This is a genomic window from Thioclava sp. DLFJ4-1, from assembly GCF_002020145.1.
Lineage (GTDB): Bacteria > Pseudomonadota > Alphaproteobacteria > Rhodobacterales > Rhodobacteraceae > Thioclava > Thioclava sediminum.
Genome location: NZ_MPZT01000005.1, coordinates 448,557 through 464,946, shown reverse-complemented (window position 1 = coordinate 464,946; position 16,390 = coordinate 448,557). Strand labels below are relative to the sequence as shown.

Annotated in this window: 13 protein-coding genes; 10 read left to right on the top strand and 3 right to left on the bottom strand. The window is 62.6% G+C overall.

The features are described 5' to 3' along the window. Positions 1-210: 210 nt before the first annotated feature. The gene (locus tag BMI85_RS17625; RefSeq protein WP_078602195.1) at positions 211-1,230 is read right to left on the bottom strand and encodes an alpha/beta fold hydrolase; all 1,020 of its coding nucleotides are present in this window, start codon (positions 1,228-1,230) and stop codon (positions 211-213) included. A 67-nt stretch (positions 1,231-1,297) separates the two neighbouring features. Continuing rightward, on the bottom strand, positions 1,298-2,629 hold the full coding sequence (locus tag BMI85_RS17620; RefSeq protein ID WP_078602194.1) for a cytosine permease: 1,332 nt from the start codon (positions 2,627-2,629) through the stop codon (positions 1,298-1,300). A 560-nt stretch (positions 2,630-3,189) separates the two neighbouring features. On the opposite strand from BMI85_RS17620, the gene BMI85_RS17615 reads away from it, so the two are divergent. The 10 genes from BMI85_RS17615 to BMI85_RS17570 all read left to right on the top strand — a co-directional run bounded on the left by BMI85_RS17615 (position 3,190) and on the right by BMI85_RS17570 (position 14,347). Continuing rightward, positions 3,190-4,353 carry a transporter substrate-binding domain-containing protein gene (locus tag BMI85_RS17615; RefSeq protein WP_078522107.1) on the top strand — a complete coding sequence of 388 codons (1,164 nt, stop codon included), beginning with the start codon at positions 3,190-3,192 and terminating at the stop codon, positions 4,351-4,353. Next, complete coding sequence (locus tag BMI85_RS17610) at positions 4,353-4,961, top strand: ANTAR domain-containing protein (RefSeq protein WP_078522106.1); 609 nt, start codon at positions 4,353-4,355, stop codon at positions 4,959-4,961. Before BMI85_RS17615 ends, BMI85_RS17610 begins: the two co-directional genes overlap by 1 nt. A gap of 351 nt (positions 4,962-5,312) precedes the next feature. Continuing rightward, entirely contained in the window at positions 5,313-6,563 is a 1,251-nt protein-coding gene (locus tag BMI85_RS17605) for a transporter substrate-binding protein (RefSeq protein ID WP_078602193.1), read from the top strand. A 57-nt stretch (positions 6,564-6,620) separates the two neighbouring features. Then, positions 6,621-7,514, top strand: a complete 894-nt coding sequence (gene urtB / locus BMI85_RS17600; RefSeq protein WP_078522104.1) for an urea ABC transporter permease subunit UrtB — start codon at positions 6,621-6,623, stop codon at positions 7,512-7,514. Between the two features lie 3 nt (positions 7,515-7,517). Continuing rightward, positions 7,518-8,690: an urea ABC transporter permease subunit UrtC gene (gene urtC, locus BMI85_RS17595; protein ID WP_078602192.1), complete on the top strand. Its 1,173-nt coding sequence runs from the start codon at positions 7,518-7,520 to the stop codon at positions 8,688-8,690. A gap of 11 nt (positions 8,691-8,701) precedes the next feature. Further along, a complete protein-coding gene (gene urtD / locus BMI85_RS17590) occupies positions 8,702-9,448 on the top strand; it encodes an urea ABC transporter ATP-binding protein UrtD (protein ID WP_078522102.1) in 747 nt (248 codons plus the stop codon). Continuing rightward, positions 9,448-10,140, top strand: coding sequence for an urea ABC transporter ATP-binding subunit UrtE (gene urtE, locus BMI85_RS17585; protein ID WP_078544960.1), 693 nt, complete (start codon positions 9,448-9,450; stop codon positions 10,138-10,140). The genes urtD and urtE overlap by 1 nt, the downstream gene beginning before the upstream one ends. Before the next feature lie 71 nt (positions 10,141-10,211). Then, the gene (locus tag BMI85_RS17580) at positions 10,212-11,255 is read left to right on the top strand and encodes an aliphatic amidase (RefSeq protein ID WP_078522100.1); all 1,044 of its coding nucleotides are present in this window, start codon (positions 10,212-10,214) and stop codon (positions 11,253-11,255) included. A gap of 58 nt (positions 11,256-11,313) precedes the next feature. Next, positions 11,314-12,111 (top strand): CbbQ/NirQ/NorQ/GpvN family protein, encoded by a 798-nt coding sequence (locus tag BMI85_RS17575; protein WP_078602191.1) that lies wholly within the window; start codon positions 11,314-11,316, stop codon positions 12,109-12,111. Continuing rightward, positions 12,098-14,347 carry a VWA domain-containing protein gene (locus tag BMI85_RS17570; protein WP_078602190.1) on the top strand — a complete coding sequence of 750 codons (2,250 nt, stop codon included), beginning with the start codon at positions 12,098-12,100 and terminating at the stop codon, positions 14,345-14,347. The genes BMI85_RS17575 and BMI85_RS17570 overlap by 14 nt, the downstream gene beginning before the upstream one ends. 78 nt (positions 14,348-14,425) lie before the next feature. Here the strand turns inward: BMI85_RS17570 and BMI85_RS17565 are convergent, their stop codons facing one another. Continuing rightward, positions 14,426-16,348: a DEAD/DEAH box helicase gene (locus BMI85_RS17565; RefSeq protein ID WP_078602189.1), complete on the bottom strand. Its 1,923-nt coding sequence runs from the start codon at positions 16,346-16,348 to the stop codon at positions 14,426-14,428. Positions 16,349-16,390: the final 42 nt, after the last annotated feature.

The window sequence follows — 16,390 nt, the reverse complement described above, 5'->3', positions numbered from 1 at the left end:
CGGGATGGAGCAGCCCGGTAGCTCGTCAGGCTCATAACCTGAAGGTCGTAGGTTCAAATCCTACTCCCGCAACCAAACATATACCCAGAAATTACAGTCTGATCACGCCCAAAAGGGCGCGTTATGTATTCGCGCATCGTCATCAGGCGTTCCAATGAAAAAGGCGGCCATCGGCCGCCCTTTCCGATATCCGCAAGGCTTCGGCTCGGTTCACGAGGCCAGAAGCTCTTTCAGCTTGTCGTCGATGAACTTGACGTCGTCGGGGTTGGTGCCGGGGCCGCCGGCGAAATGGCCCCAGATCGACGGCACCGGCACGAATTCGGCGTTGGGCATGTTGGCGACCTCGATCTCGCTGTCTTCGGGCGGGAAATAGAGGTCGGTCTGGCCGGGCATGACATAGGCTTTCGCCTTGATCGCGCCGAGCGCCGCTTTGTAATCGCCGTTATAAAGCTCGTTCGCGCTGATATCGCCATTCTGCCAGGTCCAGGCCATCGTCAGCAGGTTGTTGGCGTCTTTCGGCAGGAAGAACCCTTCCCAGAACCCGATCAGGAAGTCTTCGAGCGAGGCGTAGCCGAGGGTCTTCAGGTCGAGCTCTTCCCGATAGAAGCTCTGTGAGAAGCCCCAGCCTGCATAGACGCGGCCAACCGCGCGGAGGCCTTTTTCGGGCTTAGAGGTGTAGCGCCCGTTTTCCCACGCGGCGTCGGCCCGCAGCGCCGCCTTCACCCCTTCGAGGAAGACATAGTTGTGGCGCGAGCATTTCGCCGACCCGCAGAACGGGGCGATCATATCCATCATCTCGGGATACATCGCCCCCCAGTGGAAGGTCTGCAGCGCCCCCATCGACCAGCCTGTCACCATGCGGATATTCTCGATGCCGAACTTCTCGGTCACCAGACGATGCTGCGCCTTGACGTTGTCATAGGCGGTCACGTTCGGGAAACGGTCCGCGTTATAGGGCTCCGGCGTGTTCGAGGGCGAGGTGGAGAGCCCGTTGCCGAACATGTTCGGGATGATGATGAAGTATTTCTCGGGGTCGAGCGCCATGCCGGGCCCGATCAGCCATTCGTTGTCGTAATGCTGCCCGGAATACCACGTCGGGTAGACGATCACGTTGTCCTTGGCCGCGTTCAGCTTGCCGAAGGTCTTGTAGGCGAGACGGGCGTTGGGCACGGCGAGGCCGCATTGGAACTCGAAGGTGCCAAGCTCGAAGATTTCATAATCAAGGGTCATGGTTTTTCCTCATGTCAAAATGGAGCGACGCCCTATCTCAGGCGACGCTCCGGAAGATCGTTGCGGATCAGGCAGTCGCGGTTTTCCCGCTCAGCGTGGAGATCAGGTAGTAAGCGACGCCGCCGACAAGTCCGGCCGAGATGGCGGTCGACAGATGGGGCAGATACCACTCGACGACGAAGGCCACCGCGGAGCCACAGGCCCAGGCGATGAAGGCCGTCCAGCGCCAGTCGCGGTCGATCTCGGAGTTCTTGCGCACGAGGAACTGGTCCACGAGGATGATCGCGCCGATCGGCGGCACGAGGATGCCCAGCAGGGACAGCCACTCGATGAAGAAGGCCCAGACATTGGTGGCCGCGATGACGATGCCGATGGCGCCGAGGATCACCGCGAAAAGACGCATGTGGCTGCGCAGGATGCGCGACCAGCCGGTGGCGGCATTATAGAGGCAGTGGGCACAGACCGAACCGAGGTTCACATAGAGGAACAGGAAGGCGAGAACGCTCAGCCAGGTCATCTGCATGTTGTTCATGTAGCCGAACATGTTGTCGGTGCCGAAGGGGTTGGCATCCGGAACGGCCAGGGCTGCGGTCATGATGCCGCCGACCAGCATCGCGGCAAGGTTGGCGAAGGGGAAGGCGCTGAAGGTCGCGACCCAGGAGCTTTTCGTGTCCTTGGCCCAGCGGTTGAAGTCGGCGCTCACGGTGCCGGCGTCGATGAAGAGCGCGATGACCACGGTCAGGCCGACGCCCATCGACATCGTCGCGACGCCATTATTGCCCGGGTAGGACATGATCGCGTCCCAGCTGGTCGTCGAAGCCGCGTCGCCGACGACGAAGAGGCCCAGAATGACGAAAAGCGGCACCGAGATCATGCCGATCAGGTGCAGGCCTTTCACGCCGACGAAGGTGACGCCGATATAAAGCGCACCGGCGATGAGCGTCATGACGACGTAGTTCAGATCATAGGTGGAGCTGACGAGAGCGCCGGTGATCCCGGTTTGCACCGCGTACCAACCAAGTAGAAGCGTCGAGAGCAGGCCGGAGGCGAAGACATAGCCCTTGCGGCCGAAGACGATGCTGGCGAGCAGGGCGAAGTTCATCCCTTTCGTCGCGCCGAGCTGACCGAGCAGACCGACATAGACCAGCATGATCAGGTTGCCGATGATCATCGCCGTCAGCGCGGAGCTGAACCCCATGCCGAGCACGAGGATCGAGCCGGTCATCGCGCCGGTGATGATCATCGGGAAACCCATCCAGACCATCGTGACGGAGAACATGCTCCGCCGGGCTTTTGCCGGGACCGGTTCATGTTCGTATTCATCGCCGAGCGCGTGATCGATCTCTTCTTCGATATGTTCGAGCGCCTCTGGCTCGAGATGCTTTTCCGTCGTGGTCATGATGTACCTCGTTGTTGGACTGTTTCTGATGTTCTTGTTTTTGCAGGCATGCGAAGGCCGGGCGCTTGCCGTGGGCAAACGCTGACGAAAGTCTCGCCGGGGCGGAGTGGATAAGGGGTCGATCAGTTCGGCAGCTTGATCCTGCCGTCGTTTGTGACCGGTTATACTGATCTCAGAGTTTTTGGGCGCGTGCGCCGATCGGGTTAGGGCTCTGTGGTCTCTCCATTTGGGGCGGCAAATCGCCGGGCCGAAAACGCAAAAGCCCCTCACGAATCCATTCACATGGTTCGTAAGGGGCTTTCATTGCCAGATGCGGCGCTCTTCGTTGAACGCTACGTCGACACGATGGCGTGATTCGTTTCAATATGCAAATGTTTTGATGTAACGATGTAAGGCGCTGAAAATAATGCGGAAAAAATTTCATCGCATGATTTCAGATGCGTTTTGCAATGCGTCGAGCTTGCCGCGACGTCAGTCATTTGCTATTCGATTCGTATGTGACCGTTCCCCCGGACTCCGCATTCGCGGGAGTTCTCGTTGAAAGATATGGAACCGTATTAATGGCTTTTGACAACGAGCCGGTCGCAGTTGGCCTCCTTTTTTCCCAAACCGGTGTAACGTCGGTGATCGAGCGCACGCAGCGTCAGGCTGCGCTGCTGGCTATCGAAGAAATCAACAATGCAGGCGGTATCGATGGTCGTGAACTTCTGATCGAAGACAGCGACCCGGCTTCCGATCCGTTGCGCTTCAAGAGCGAGGCGGAGCGCCTCATCGATGTTGGCGCAAAGACCATCTTCGGCTGCTACATGTCCTCCGCGCGCAAGGCCGTCTTGCCCGTGGTCGAGCAACGCCGCGCGCTGCTGTTCTACCCCACGCTCTACGAAGGGTTCGAGTTTTCGAGCAGCTGCGTCTATTCGGGCGCAGCGCCGAACCAGAACTCGCGCTGGTTGGCGGATTATCTCACGCAGACCTATGGCGACCGGTTTGTCTTCGTCGGGTCGAACTACGTTTTCCCCTATGAATCCAATCGGATCATGCGGGATCTGCTGATGCATCGCGGGGCGAAGGTCGTCGACGAAATCTACATTCCCCTGCGCCATAACGAGGAATATATCGAGCGGGCGATCTCGCGCATCAAGGCCGCAGGGCCTGCGGTCGTATTCTCCACGGTCGTGGGCGAAGGGTCGGTCCGCTTCTACCAAGCCTATGACCGCGCGGGCTTCGATCGCAGCAAACAGCCCATCGCCAGCCTGACCTCGGGCGAGCCCGAATTGCTGGCGGTCGGCAAGGATGCCTCGATCGGCAACGTGACGGCCGCGCCCTATTTCAGCGTGCTCGATACCGAGGCGAACCGTCGCTTCGTCACGGCTTATGCGCGCCGGTTCGGGCCGGATCAGCCGATTTCGGCGGGGACGGAAGCCGCCTATTTCCAAGTCTATCTCTTCGCGGAAGCGGTGCGCCGGTCCGGGGCGACCGATCGCGACAGCGTCTTGCGCACCTTGCCGAATTTCAGCTTCGAGGCGCCGCAGGGCCCCGTGCAGGTCGAAGGGGACACCCATCACACGAGCCTCTGGCCCCGGGTTGCCGTCGTCGGCGAAAGCGGTGCTTTTGAGATCGTGCGCGAAGCGCAGGCACCGGTGCGGCCCGACCCTTATCTCGTTGAATATGATGAAGACTTGCAGATGACGTCTCCGCAATTCGGAGCCGGAGGGGGCGGAAGCTGATGCCCCGGCTGCGTCTCAAGGATTTGCGCGACCTCTCGGTCATCGTCGTCCACCCGCCGGACGCAGATGGCAAGGCGCTCATGGATCAGCTCAAACGCATCGGCTGCCGCGCGGAACTGATGTGGCCCCCCGCCAAGGCGCTGCCGAGCGGGACGGATGTCGTTTTCGCAGGCGTCTTCTTCGAGAGCCAGAGTGCCCTGAGCAGCATGCTGCGGAAGTCCGAGAAACCCGGTCCGACGGTGATCGGCATCGTGAATTACGAGAACCCGGCGATGATCGAACTGGTGCTCGACATCAACGCATTCGCGGTGATTTCGAAGCCGGTCCGGACTTTCGGTATGCTGACAAATCTTGTCGTCGCACGCTCCAATTGGATGCAGGCGGCGGATTTCCACGACAAGATCGGCAAGCTCGAAAAAAAGATTTCCGGTCAGAAGAAGATCTCGAAGGCGAAGTCTATCCTCATGGAAATGCACAAGATTTCCGAGAGGGAAGCCTATGGCACCATTCGTGCGCAGGCGATGGGTAAGCGGATTTCCGTAGAGGAAATGGCGGTCGCGATCATCAACGCAAACGAATTGTTGTCATCAAGACCGGATGATGTATAGTCGAATCAGATCGATGGCCAATGATGTCCATCGGTTCGGCACAGAAAGCCCGCTGAAGACACTGTAGTGTCTTCGCGGGCTTTTTTGGTTTTCAGGATGGTGCAAAGGCCGCGCCATCGCTGCGGGCGTACCAGAGCGCACGCAACCCCGCCCTCGTGGCGGCGCTGAATGGCAACGATGCCAATCGCTCCGAACACCCGGAGCCCCCTTCGCCAAAATGATCCGGACCCCCGCGGCCCGGTCACGGCACCTCACACAATCGGTCACATACCAAACGCTCGTGCACGGGAGTCCTCCCTGCGCATTCACGGCCTGAAAAATCAAAACAAAACCTCAACACGGGAGACAGAAATGAAAACGAACCGGAGAAACTTCCTAAAACACACGACCGCTTTCGGCGCCGCAGCCGCCCTCGGCCCGTCGATGATCGCGAGCCCCGCCCGTGCCTCGGGTGAAATCGAGGTGGGTGTCCTGTTCTCGCTGACCGGCGGCCTTTCGATCATCGAGAAATCGCTCGCCGATGCCACCATGATGGCGATCGACGAGATCAACGCCGCGGGTGGCGTGAACGGGATGATGATCAAGCCGATCCTCGAAGACGGCGCATCCGACCCGAAGACCTATAACGAGAAGGCCTCGAAGCTGGTGATCCGCGATCGCCTGCAGACCGTGTTCGGCTCTTACACCTCGGCGAGCCGCAAGGCCGTTCTGCCGGTCTTCGAAAAGCGCAACAGCCTCTACTTCTACCCGACCTATTACGAAGGCTTCGAGTGCTCCAAGAACGTGGTCTACACGGGCGCGGTGCCGAACCAGCAGTTGTCGAACTTCATCCCGTGGATCACCAACACGCTCGGCAAGAAGAAGTTCTTCATCGTCGGCTCGAACTACATCTACCCGCGCGAGATGGCGAAAGTGTCGAAGATCCTCATCGAGCAGAATGGTGGCGAATGGGTCGCTGACGAATATCTCGAGCTCGGCCATTCCGAATGGGGCGCGATGGTCTCCAAGATCAAGGAAAGCGGCTGCGACGTGGTTCTGTCGAATGTCGTGGGCGACTCGGTCGTGGCCTTCTACCGCGAGTTCAAGAACCAGGGCCTGACCCACGACAAACTGCCGATCTGCGCTACCGTCACCTCGGAAATCGAGATCGCCGCGATGGGTCCGGAATTCGCCGAAGGCAGCTACACCTCCTTCCCGTATTTCCAGGCCATCGACACCGATCGCAACCGCGATTTCATCGAGCGCTACCGCAAATATGTCAACGATCCCAAGGCTGTGACGCACCACGCGCTCGAGAGCAGCTACTTCCAGGTCTATCTGTGGAAACAGGCGGTCGAGAAGGCTGGCGACATCTCGGCAGATGCGGTGCGCGAAGGCATCAAGGGTCAGGTCTTCGAGGCCCCGAACGGCACCGTCACCGTCGATCCGGAAAACCTGCACACCTATCTCACGCCGCGCATCGCGCAATGGGGCGCCGATGGTCAGGGCACGATCGTCAACGCCTATGACGCGCCGACCAAGCCGCTGCCCTATGTCGCTTACGGCGAGACGGCAGAGAACCTGTTCTGCACCGGCGCCGGTCTCGACACCACCAAGCTGTGACGCAAACCGGGCACCGGGCTGATGTCCGGTGCCCATCCGAGCGAGGCGGAATTCCCTATGTCTGACATCATCTTCATCGGCCTGTCCCTGTCTTCGATCCTGCTGCTGATCGCGCTTGGCCTGTCGATCACCTACGGCGCGATGGGCGTCATCAACATGGCGCATGGCGAGCTCGTCATGATCGGGGCCTATACGGCGGTGCTCGCCGGGCTCCATCTCGGGCTCAACCTGTTCTTCGCGCTGCCTCTGGCTTTCGTGACCTCCGGGCTCGTGGGGCTCGTGATCGAGCGATTGGTGATCCGAAGGCTCTACGGACGGATCATCGACACGCTGCTCGCGACATGGGGCGTGGCGATCCTGCTGCAACAGCTGATTCGCCTCGAATTCGGCCTGAGCTTCTTCGGTATCCATATCGACGGTCTCGGCCCGGGCCTGCAGAACATGACGGTTCCGGCCTTCCTGACCCAGCCGATCGACGTGGCGGGCATGACGATCCAGCCCTATCGCACCTTCATCATCGTCGTGACGCTGATGCTCGCGGGTCTGACCTGGTGGCTGATGTATCGCACCCCGATGGGCGTTCAGGTGCGCGCGATCATGCGCAATCCCCAGATCGCGGCCGCCTGCGGTATCGATGTGCGCCGCGTCTCGGCGCTGACCTTCGCCTATGGCTCGGGCCTCGCCGGGATCGCCGGTGTGCTTCTCGCAGGCTTCAAGACGGTCATGCCCGAGATGGGCGCATCCGTCGTGGTCGATGGCTTCCTTGTCGTCGTGGTCGGAGGGGTCGGCAGCCTTCTCGGAACGATCCTCGCCGCGGGCATCCTCGGACAGATCAACGGCATCGTCGCCTTGGCGTCCAACGACATCATCGCCCGCGCCGTCGTCTTCGCGGTGGTCATCGCCCTAATCCTGTGGCGCCCGCGCGGCCTGTTCTCCTTCAAGTCGAGGTAAGCGATGTCCAGCAAAACGTCCTCCACACTTCCCAGCTCCACGAGCCGTCTTCAGCGGCATGCCGACTGGGCTGTCTATGCCGTCTTCATCGTGATGGTTCTCGGCGCCCCCCTGGTGATCGACGATGTGTTCTGGCTCAACCGCATCGCCAAATATCTCGTCTTCGGCATGCTCGGCATCGCGATCGCGCTGTCCTGGGGCTATGCCGGGATTCTCAATCTGGGGCAGGGGCTCTTCTTCGGCCTCGGCGCCTATATGACGGCGATGTCGCTCAAGCTGATGAGCGCTACGAGCCTCCAGCAGGGTTCCGACAAGCCGGTGCCGGACTTCATGCTCTGGAACGCAGAGCCGGGCGCCGTCACCGATCTGTGCTGCATCAACAAGGGCTCGTTCCTCTGGATCCCATTCCAGTCGCAATGGTTCGGCATGGCGATGTCGATCGTGATCCCGCTGATCGTCGCCTTCGTGCTGTCCTCGTCGATCTTCCGGCTGCGCGTCTCGGGCGTCTATGTCGCGATCATCACGCTGGCGCTCGTGCTTCTGGTGCGGCTGCTGCTCATCGACGCTCAGCCGATCACCAACGGGTTCAATGGGCTGACCGATCTGGGCTGGTTGACCATCGGTGGGTTCGAATTCGACCCCTATATGGTCGAGACCTATTACGTGGTCGCCGTTTCGCTCACGGTCGTGCTTCTGTTGGGCCGCTGGCTGGTCTCGACACGGGCCGGGCTGATCCTGCAATCGACGCGCGATGATCCGACCCGGGCGCGCTATCTCGGCTACGACGTCGCGGCCTATCAGATCTTCTTCTTCACGATCTCTGCCGGGATCGCGGGGTTCGCGGGGCTCCTCTATGTGGTCGCCGCCGAATTCGCCTCGCCGAGCTTCATGGATATCGGCTTCTCGATCTCGATGGTCGTCTGGGCCGCGGTCGGCGGGCGCAACTCGCTGCTCGGCGCCTGTATCGGGGCGATCCTGATCAACACGGTCGAGGCCACGGTCAGCGAGACCGAAATCTTCAAGGAAGCGTGGAAGCTGATCATCGGGGGCATCTTTGTTCTCGTCGTTCTCTACCTGCCGAACGGGCTTGCAGGCATCGCGCGCGATCTTCTGGGGCGGTTCGAACGCCGCCGGAAGGGCACGCCCGCAGAGACGGCCCCGAAAGCTGCGGAATAGGAGGGACGGACATGAATGAAGCACTCACGATTGACGGGCTGACGGTGGATTTCGGCGGGTTCAAGGCCGTGGACGGGTTCACCACCGTGGTTCAGAAGGGCGAGTTGCGGGTCATCCTCGGCCCCAACGGCGCCGGGAAGACCACGCTGATGGATCTCGTCAGCGGCAAGACCGCCTCCACCCAAGGCAGCGTCCATCTCTTTGGCGAGAACATCACCAACCGCCCCGAGCACATCATCGCGCGGCACGGGATCGGGCGGAAATTCCAGATCCCGAGCGTCTTCCGCGATCTGACCGTTCGGCAGAACCTCGAAGTCGCGGCCTCGGGAGAGCCCGGCGTGTTCCGTAACCTTCGTCTGCATATGGTGGCGGAGGACCGGGCGCGGGTCGAGGACGTGATCGCGATGACGCGGCTAGAGCCGGTGCTCGATACGGTCGCGGGCGAGTTGTCCCACGGCCAGATGCAATGGCTGGAACTGGGGATGCTGATCACGCAGCAGGCGAAGGTCATCCTTCTCGATGAACCCACTGCGGGCATGACCCATGCGGAGACCTTCCGCACCGCCGAAATCATCAACGAAATGAAGGGCAGCCACACGATCCTCGTGGTCGAGCACGACATGGCTTTCGTGCGCAAGATCGCCGAGCGGATCACGGTCATGCACATGGGCAAGCTGCTCGCGGAGGGCCCGATGGAAAAGATCGAGACCGATCCAAAGGTGCGCGAAGCCTATCTCGGTTCGGGAGGGATTCACTGATGCTTTCTCTGAGCAACCTCGACAGCTTCTACGGCCGCAGCCAGGCGTTGCACGACGTCTCGATGAGCGCGCCGAGCGGCACGATCCTCGCCGTTCTGGGCCGCAACGGCGTGGGCAAGACCACGCTTCTGCGCTCCATCCTCGGGCTGACCGACCGCCAGAGCGGCGACGTCGTACTCGACGGGCAGAACATCTCCTCTGATGCGACCTACCGGCGCGCGCGGGCGGGGATCGCCTATGTGCCGCAGGGCCGGATGATCATCCCCGATTTCACGATCCGCGAGAACATCCTGATGGGCGGCTTCGCGGCACAGGGCCCGCGCGCCATTCCCGAAATCGTCCCGAAGATCTTTCCCTATCTGATGGAAAATCTCGACCGGCCCGGGGGCGTGCTCTCGGGCGGTCAGCAACAGCAGCTTGCCATCGCCCGCGCGCTCGCAAGCGGCCCCAAGGTCCTCCTGATGGACGAGCCGACCGAGGGCATCCAGCCCAATATCGTCGAGCAGATCGAGGACATCATCATCCGCCTCAATGCCGAACTCGGACTGACGATCCTCCTTGTCGAGCAGAACGTGAAATTCGCGCGCCGTGCCGCGCAGAACTTCACGATGCTCGAGAACGGTCGCGTCGTGGCCGATGGCGCGATCGCGGATCTCACCGAGGAAACGGTCACCAAACACATGGCGATCTGACCCCATAAACCCGCCTTCCCGGATCAACCGGAAAGGCATTCGACAACTCCACCAACAGCAGAGGTAACAACATGTATCATGGAGATATTTCGAGCAGCGCCGATACCGTGGGCGTCGCCGTCGTCAACTACAAGATGCCGCGTCTTCACACGAAGGCCGAGGTTCTCGAGAACTGCCACAAGATCGCCGACATGGTGAAAGGCATGAAGAAGGGTCTGCCGGGCATGGATCTGGTGATCTTCCCCGAATACTCGACCCACGGCATCATGTATGACGAGACCGAGATGTACGAGACCGCCTCGTCGGTGCCGGGCGAAGAGACCGAAATCTTCGCCGCCGCCTGCCGCGAGGCCAATGTCTGGGGCGTGTTCTCGCTGACCGGCGAGCGCCACGAAGAGCACCCGAAGAAAGCGCCCTACAACACGCTCATCTTGATGAATAACGAGGGCGAGATCGTCCAGAAATACCGCAAGATCATGCCCTGGGTTCCGATCGAGGGCTGGTATCCGGGCAACTGCACCTATGTCTCGGAAGGCCCGAAGGGCATGAAGATGAGCCTGATCATCTGTGATGACGGCAACTATCCCGAGATCTGGCGCGACTGCGCGATGAAGGGCGCCGAGCTGATCATCCGCTGCCAGGGCTACATGTATCCGGCCAAGGACCAGCAGGTGATCATGGCCAAGGCGATGGCCTGGGCGAACAACTCCTATGTCGCGGTCGCCAATGCGGCGGGCTTCGACGGCGTCTATTCCTATTTCGGCCACTCGGCCATCGTCGGCTTCGACGGGCGCACGCTGGGCGAATGCGGCGAAGAGGAATACGGCATCCAATACGGCCAACTCTCGGTCTCGGCGATCCGCGATGCGCGCAAGAACATGCAGAGCCAGAACCACCTCTTCAAGCTCGTGCACCGTGGCTATACCGGCATGATCAACTCGGGTGACGACACCAACGGTCTCGCCGAGTGCCCCTACGACTTCTACACCAAATGGGCGGAAGATCCGGAAGGCACGCGCGAGATGGTCGAGGCGATGACCCGCTCGACCGTCGGCACCGAGGAATGCCCGATCGACGGTATCCCCAACGAAAAGTCCGACCCCACTCACCGGTGAGGCAGGCGAGCAGGGCCGGCGGAGACATCCGCCGGCCAATCAAACGCGAGGATCTTCTATGACGATCGATCAGTACCGGCTTGACGAAGAGCCGACCTACCACCCGAGCGGCGACGAGGTGGCCTTCTACGAATCCGCCTATGCGGCGCGGTTGCCGGTGATGCTCAAGGGGCCGACCGGCTGCGGCAAGACCCGCTTTGTCGAGCATATGGCCTGGCGTCTGGGCAAGCCGCTCATCACGGTGTCTTGCCACGAGGACATGACCGCTTCGGATCTTGTCGGGCGCTTCCTGCTCGGCCCCGAGGGCACGCATTGGCAGGACGGGCCGCTCACGATGGCGGTGCGTCACGGGGCGATCTGCTATCTCGACGAGGTGGTCGAGGCGCGTCAGGACACGACGGTGGTGATCCATTCGCTGACCGATGATCGCCGGATATTGCCGCTCGAGAAAAAGGGCGAACTGGTCCATGCGCATCCCGATTTCCAGCTCGTGATCTCCTACAATCCCGGCTACCAGAGCGTTCTCAAAGACCTCAAGGAATCCACGAAGCAACGCTTCAGCGCGGTCGATTTCACCTATCCGATGGCCTCGGTCGAGGCTTCCATCGTGGCGTCCGAGGCGGATATCGCTGCCGACATCGCCGACAAGCTGGTGAAGATCGCCGAGAAGTCGCGGCATCTGCGCGGGCAGGGGCTCGAGGAAGGGGCCTCCACGCGGATGCTCATCCATGCCGGTCGCCTTATCAAGACGGGCATGACGCTGACCGACGCCTGCAAACATGCGATCATCGTTCCCATCACGGATGACCCGGATATGCGCGGTGCGCTCGACGCGGTCGTCGATGCCTGTGCCTGACAGCATGAATGTCGAAGCCACCCCTGATCTGCCGGGCGCGATCCGCAGCGCCTTCTCGGCGCCCGAGATAGCCGACTGGCTGCGGGCGCGCGAACGGCTGCGGGGCGCGGGATACGGGCGGACGGTCCCCCGCGCCTATGAGCGCAGCTCTCTGGCTCTGGCGCCGAAACTCGGGGCGGCGCCGACGATCGCCTTGGCAAAGCTCGTGTCCCATGTCGCGATCCGGGTCTCGCCCCGCGCGGCGGAGCGCGTCTGCACTGCGGCGGGCACGGTCGCGCAGAGATACGAGCCGCAGGAATTCACCGCGTGGCTCGCGCTGATGACGCGGATCACCACGCAAGCGCCGGAATCCGTCTACCCTTTTCTCGAGAATATGGAGCGGCTTGTCGGGCGGATGTCCGAACAGGCGCTCGAAGACTGGGTCGCGACCGGATTGCGTCTGGCGGGGCGCGATGCCGACAAGCGAAGCGCCTATTTCTCCTTGCAGACCGCCGAGGCGCAGCGCGCGCTCGAACACGAAAGCGGAGAGCAAAGCTTCTACGATCACGAGCGCCGGTTGCGGGCCTATCTCACGGCGATTTCCGGCACGACCCCGCCGCTGCGTGTCGCGCCCACGGGCATGGGAGAGAAAGCCGCGCGGCGGGTGTCCTTCGCGGGCAACGTCATTCTCGTGCCGCCCAGCTTGCCCGGCTATCGCGGCGAGACGGAGCCCCTGTTTCGCGCCGCGCTCGCCCATATCGGGGCGCATATCAACTTCACCAAAACCCGTTTCGAAATCGGGCAGCTCAAGCCGCTGCAGATGGCGGTCGTGTCCTTGATCGAAGATGCGCGGGTCGAGGAACTGGCGGCGCAGGAGATGCCCGGCTTGCGCAGGCTCTGGCAAGGGTTTCACGTCGCCCAACCCGGCGGTCTTCCGACCGCGCCCAGCCTGTTCGCGCGGCTGGCGCGGGCACTGATCGATCCTGAGTTCGACGACCCCGACGGATGGGTTCAAAAAGGCCGCCGGATGTTCATGGAGGCGCGCGAGCGCTGGGACGATCCGGCGATCAGCCGCGAGATCGGCAACCTGCTGGGCAACGATCTCGGGCAGCTTCGCGTGCAGTTCAATGCGAAGGATTACGTGGTTCAGCCCGCCTATCGCGACGACAATCTCGGGCTCTGGGCTCTCGACGAACCACCCCCGGAAGAGGCGCAGACCCTGGAGGTTCAGGTCGACACCGTGCAACTGCGTCGCTCCGAGCCGACCCCGGGCGCGGGCAAGCAATCGCAACAGCAGGAGCAGACCGAAAGCGACAGGGTCGAGAAAGTCGCCCCCGTCACCGAGGCGGCCGAAGAGGGGCGGGCGGTCGCCTCCTATCCCGAATACGACTACGAGATCGGCCGGGAACGCGCGAACTGGACGGTGGTCAAGGAATACCCCGCGACGCCGGGAAATCGCCGCTTCTGGCAGGAGTTGCAGGACGCGCAGGGGCCGCTTCTGTCGCGCATCACCGGCCTCGTGCGCTCGGCGCAGATCGGGCGCGCGCGCCGGGAGAAGCGGCAGGCGGAGGGAGAAGTTCTCGATCTCGACGCCTGTATCGAGGCGGCGACGGCTCTGCGTGCTGGCGAGTTTCCCGATCATCGCCTCTACGAGCGGCAGGCCCCGCCGACGCGCGATCTCGCGGTCAGCCTGCTCCTTGATATCTCGCAATCGACGGCCGATCTCGTCCCCGGAACACAGCACCGCATTCTGGACATGGAGCGCGATGCGACGGCGGTTCTCGCCCATGCGATGAACGAAATCGGCGATCCTTTCGCGATCAACGCCTTCTGCTCGGCCGGGCGCGAAGACGTGCGCGTCGTTGCGGTGAAGCGGTTCTCCGATGCGTTGGATGAAGAGACGGGTTCGGCGCTGTCGGGCCTGAAGCCGGGCTATTCGACGCGGCTCGGGGCCGCCCTGCGCCATGCCGGGAAGGACCTCGCGCAGGTGCCGCGGCATCGTCGCCTGCTGCTCTTGATCACCGACGGGGAGCCCTCGGATATCGACTCGCCCGATCCGGACTATCTTGTCCGCGACGCGCAGCGCGCCGTTCGCAGCCTGAGCGCGCTGGGGATCGATGTCTTCTGCGTGGGGCTCGGGCCGCGAAACAAGGAGCAAGAGGCCGCGATTTTCGGGCGCAACGGGTTCATCCAGATCGACGAGCTGAGCACGCTGCCGGACAAGCTTTTGTCGCTCTATCTCCGGCTGACGCGGTAACGGGGCGCTGACCCCGGCGCTTCTGAGAGCATATGAAAAAGGCCCGCATCGCTGCGGGCCTTTTGCAAAATCATACCATCACTTGCGCGGCTTCTTCGGGCCGCCGGGCTTGGGCTTCCCGCCTTTGCCCGGATGCGGCCCTTTGCCGGGGCCTGCATATTTCGCGCGGGGCTTCTTGGCCTTCGGGGCGGCACCGCCTTCGGGCTTGGGCTTGCGCTTTTTCGGCGGGATGTCCGCGAGGGCTGCGAACACAGCCTCGTCGTCGGGGCTCCAACCGCTGGTCTTCGCACTCTCCTCCGGGGCGTCGTCGCGTGGAGCCTTGGGCGGACCTTTGCGATGGGGCGCCTTGCCCGGCCGCTCGCCACGGTCGCCGCGATCCGGTTTGCCATGCGGCTTGTCGGCGCGACGCTTTTTCGGCGGCGGTCCGAAATCAGGTTCACCGTTCAGGGCACGAGCCTTGATCTCATCGGAGAGCTCGCCATCGGGACCAAGCGAGGCCGCGAATTTCGCGACGCTCTTCTCGGCGATCTCGACGAAGGTCTCGTCATCGCGCACGCGGATCGCACCGATCGAGGATTTGTCGAGATCGGCATGGCGGCGCAGCAAGGGCAGCAGCCAGCGCGGCTCGGCCCGGTCATTGCGCCCGACCGAGAGCGTGAACCAGCGGCTCGGGCCGAATTCCTGACGTTCCGATTGCCCCTTGGTGTCCGGCGGCAGAAGGTCTTCGGGCGGGGCGTTGCGCGATTGCTGCAGCCGCAGGAAGGCGGCGGCGACAGCCTCGGCCCCGTGCCGGTCGAGCAGCTTGCGCGCAAACGCCGCCTGATCCTCGCTGACCGGCTCGCGCCAATCGGGATCGGTCAGCAGACGCTCTTCATCGCGCGCGATGATCGACTCGGCAGACGGCGGGACACTCCATTCGGCGTTGATCTTCGCGAATTTCAGCAGACGTTCGGCACGTTTGACCATGCGCGGCGGCACGATCAGCGCGGACATGCCCTTGCGCCCGGCACGGCCCGTCCGGCCCGACCGGTGCAGCAGGCTCTCGGTGTTCTGCGGTAGATCGGCATGGATCACGAGGCTCAGGTTCGGCAGGTCGATCCCGCGCGCGGCCACATCGGTCGCAACGCAAACCCGCGCCCGCCCGTCGCGCATCGCCTGCAGCGCGTGGCTGCGTTCGGCCTGTGACAGCTCGCCCGACAGCGTCACGACCGAGAGGCCGCGATTGCCGAGACGCGCGCTGAGATGGTTCACCGCCGCGCGGGTGTTGGCGAAGACGATGGCGCTTTCGTCATGGTGATAGCGCAGCAGGTTGAAGATCGCATGATCGCTATCCGAGGCCGCAACCTTCAACGCCTTGTAGGCGATATCGGAGTGTTGCTGCGCGGTGTTGATCGTCGAGATGCGCTGCGCGTCGTTCTGGAACTGCTCGGCCAGCTTCGCGATCATCGGCGACACGGTGGCCGAGAACAGCAGCGTGCGCCGCTCTTCCGTGGCCGAGCCAAGGATGAATTCGAGGTCTTCGCGGAAGCCAAGATCGAGCATCTCGTCGGCCTCGTCGAGCACGACGGCGCGGATGTCGCTCAGATCGAGCGCGCCACGGCGGATATGGTCGCTCAGGCGACCGGGCGTGCCGACCACGATATGGGTGCCGCGTTCGAGGGCGCGGCGTTCCTGCCGCGGGTCCATACCGCCGACGCAGGAGCTGACGATGGCGCCGGTCTTGGCGTAGAGCCAGCGCAATTCCTGCATGACCTGAAAGGCGAGTTCCCGCGTGGGGGCCACAACGAGTGCAAGCGGCGTGCCAGCCGGGCCGAAGCTTTCGGCCTCGCCCAGCAGAGTCGGCGCGATCGCGAGACCGAAGCCGACCGTTTTACCCGAGCCGGTCTGGGCAGAGACCAGCAGGTCCTTGCCGTCCAGCGCGGGATCGGTCACCGCGTCCTGCACGGGAGTGAGAGTGTCGTAGCCGCGCTCGGCGAGCGCTGCGGAAAGGGAGGGGATCATCGGAAAGTCGTCCAAGCAATGACGTAAGGGACGGGCGGCTCT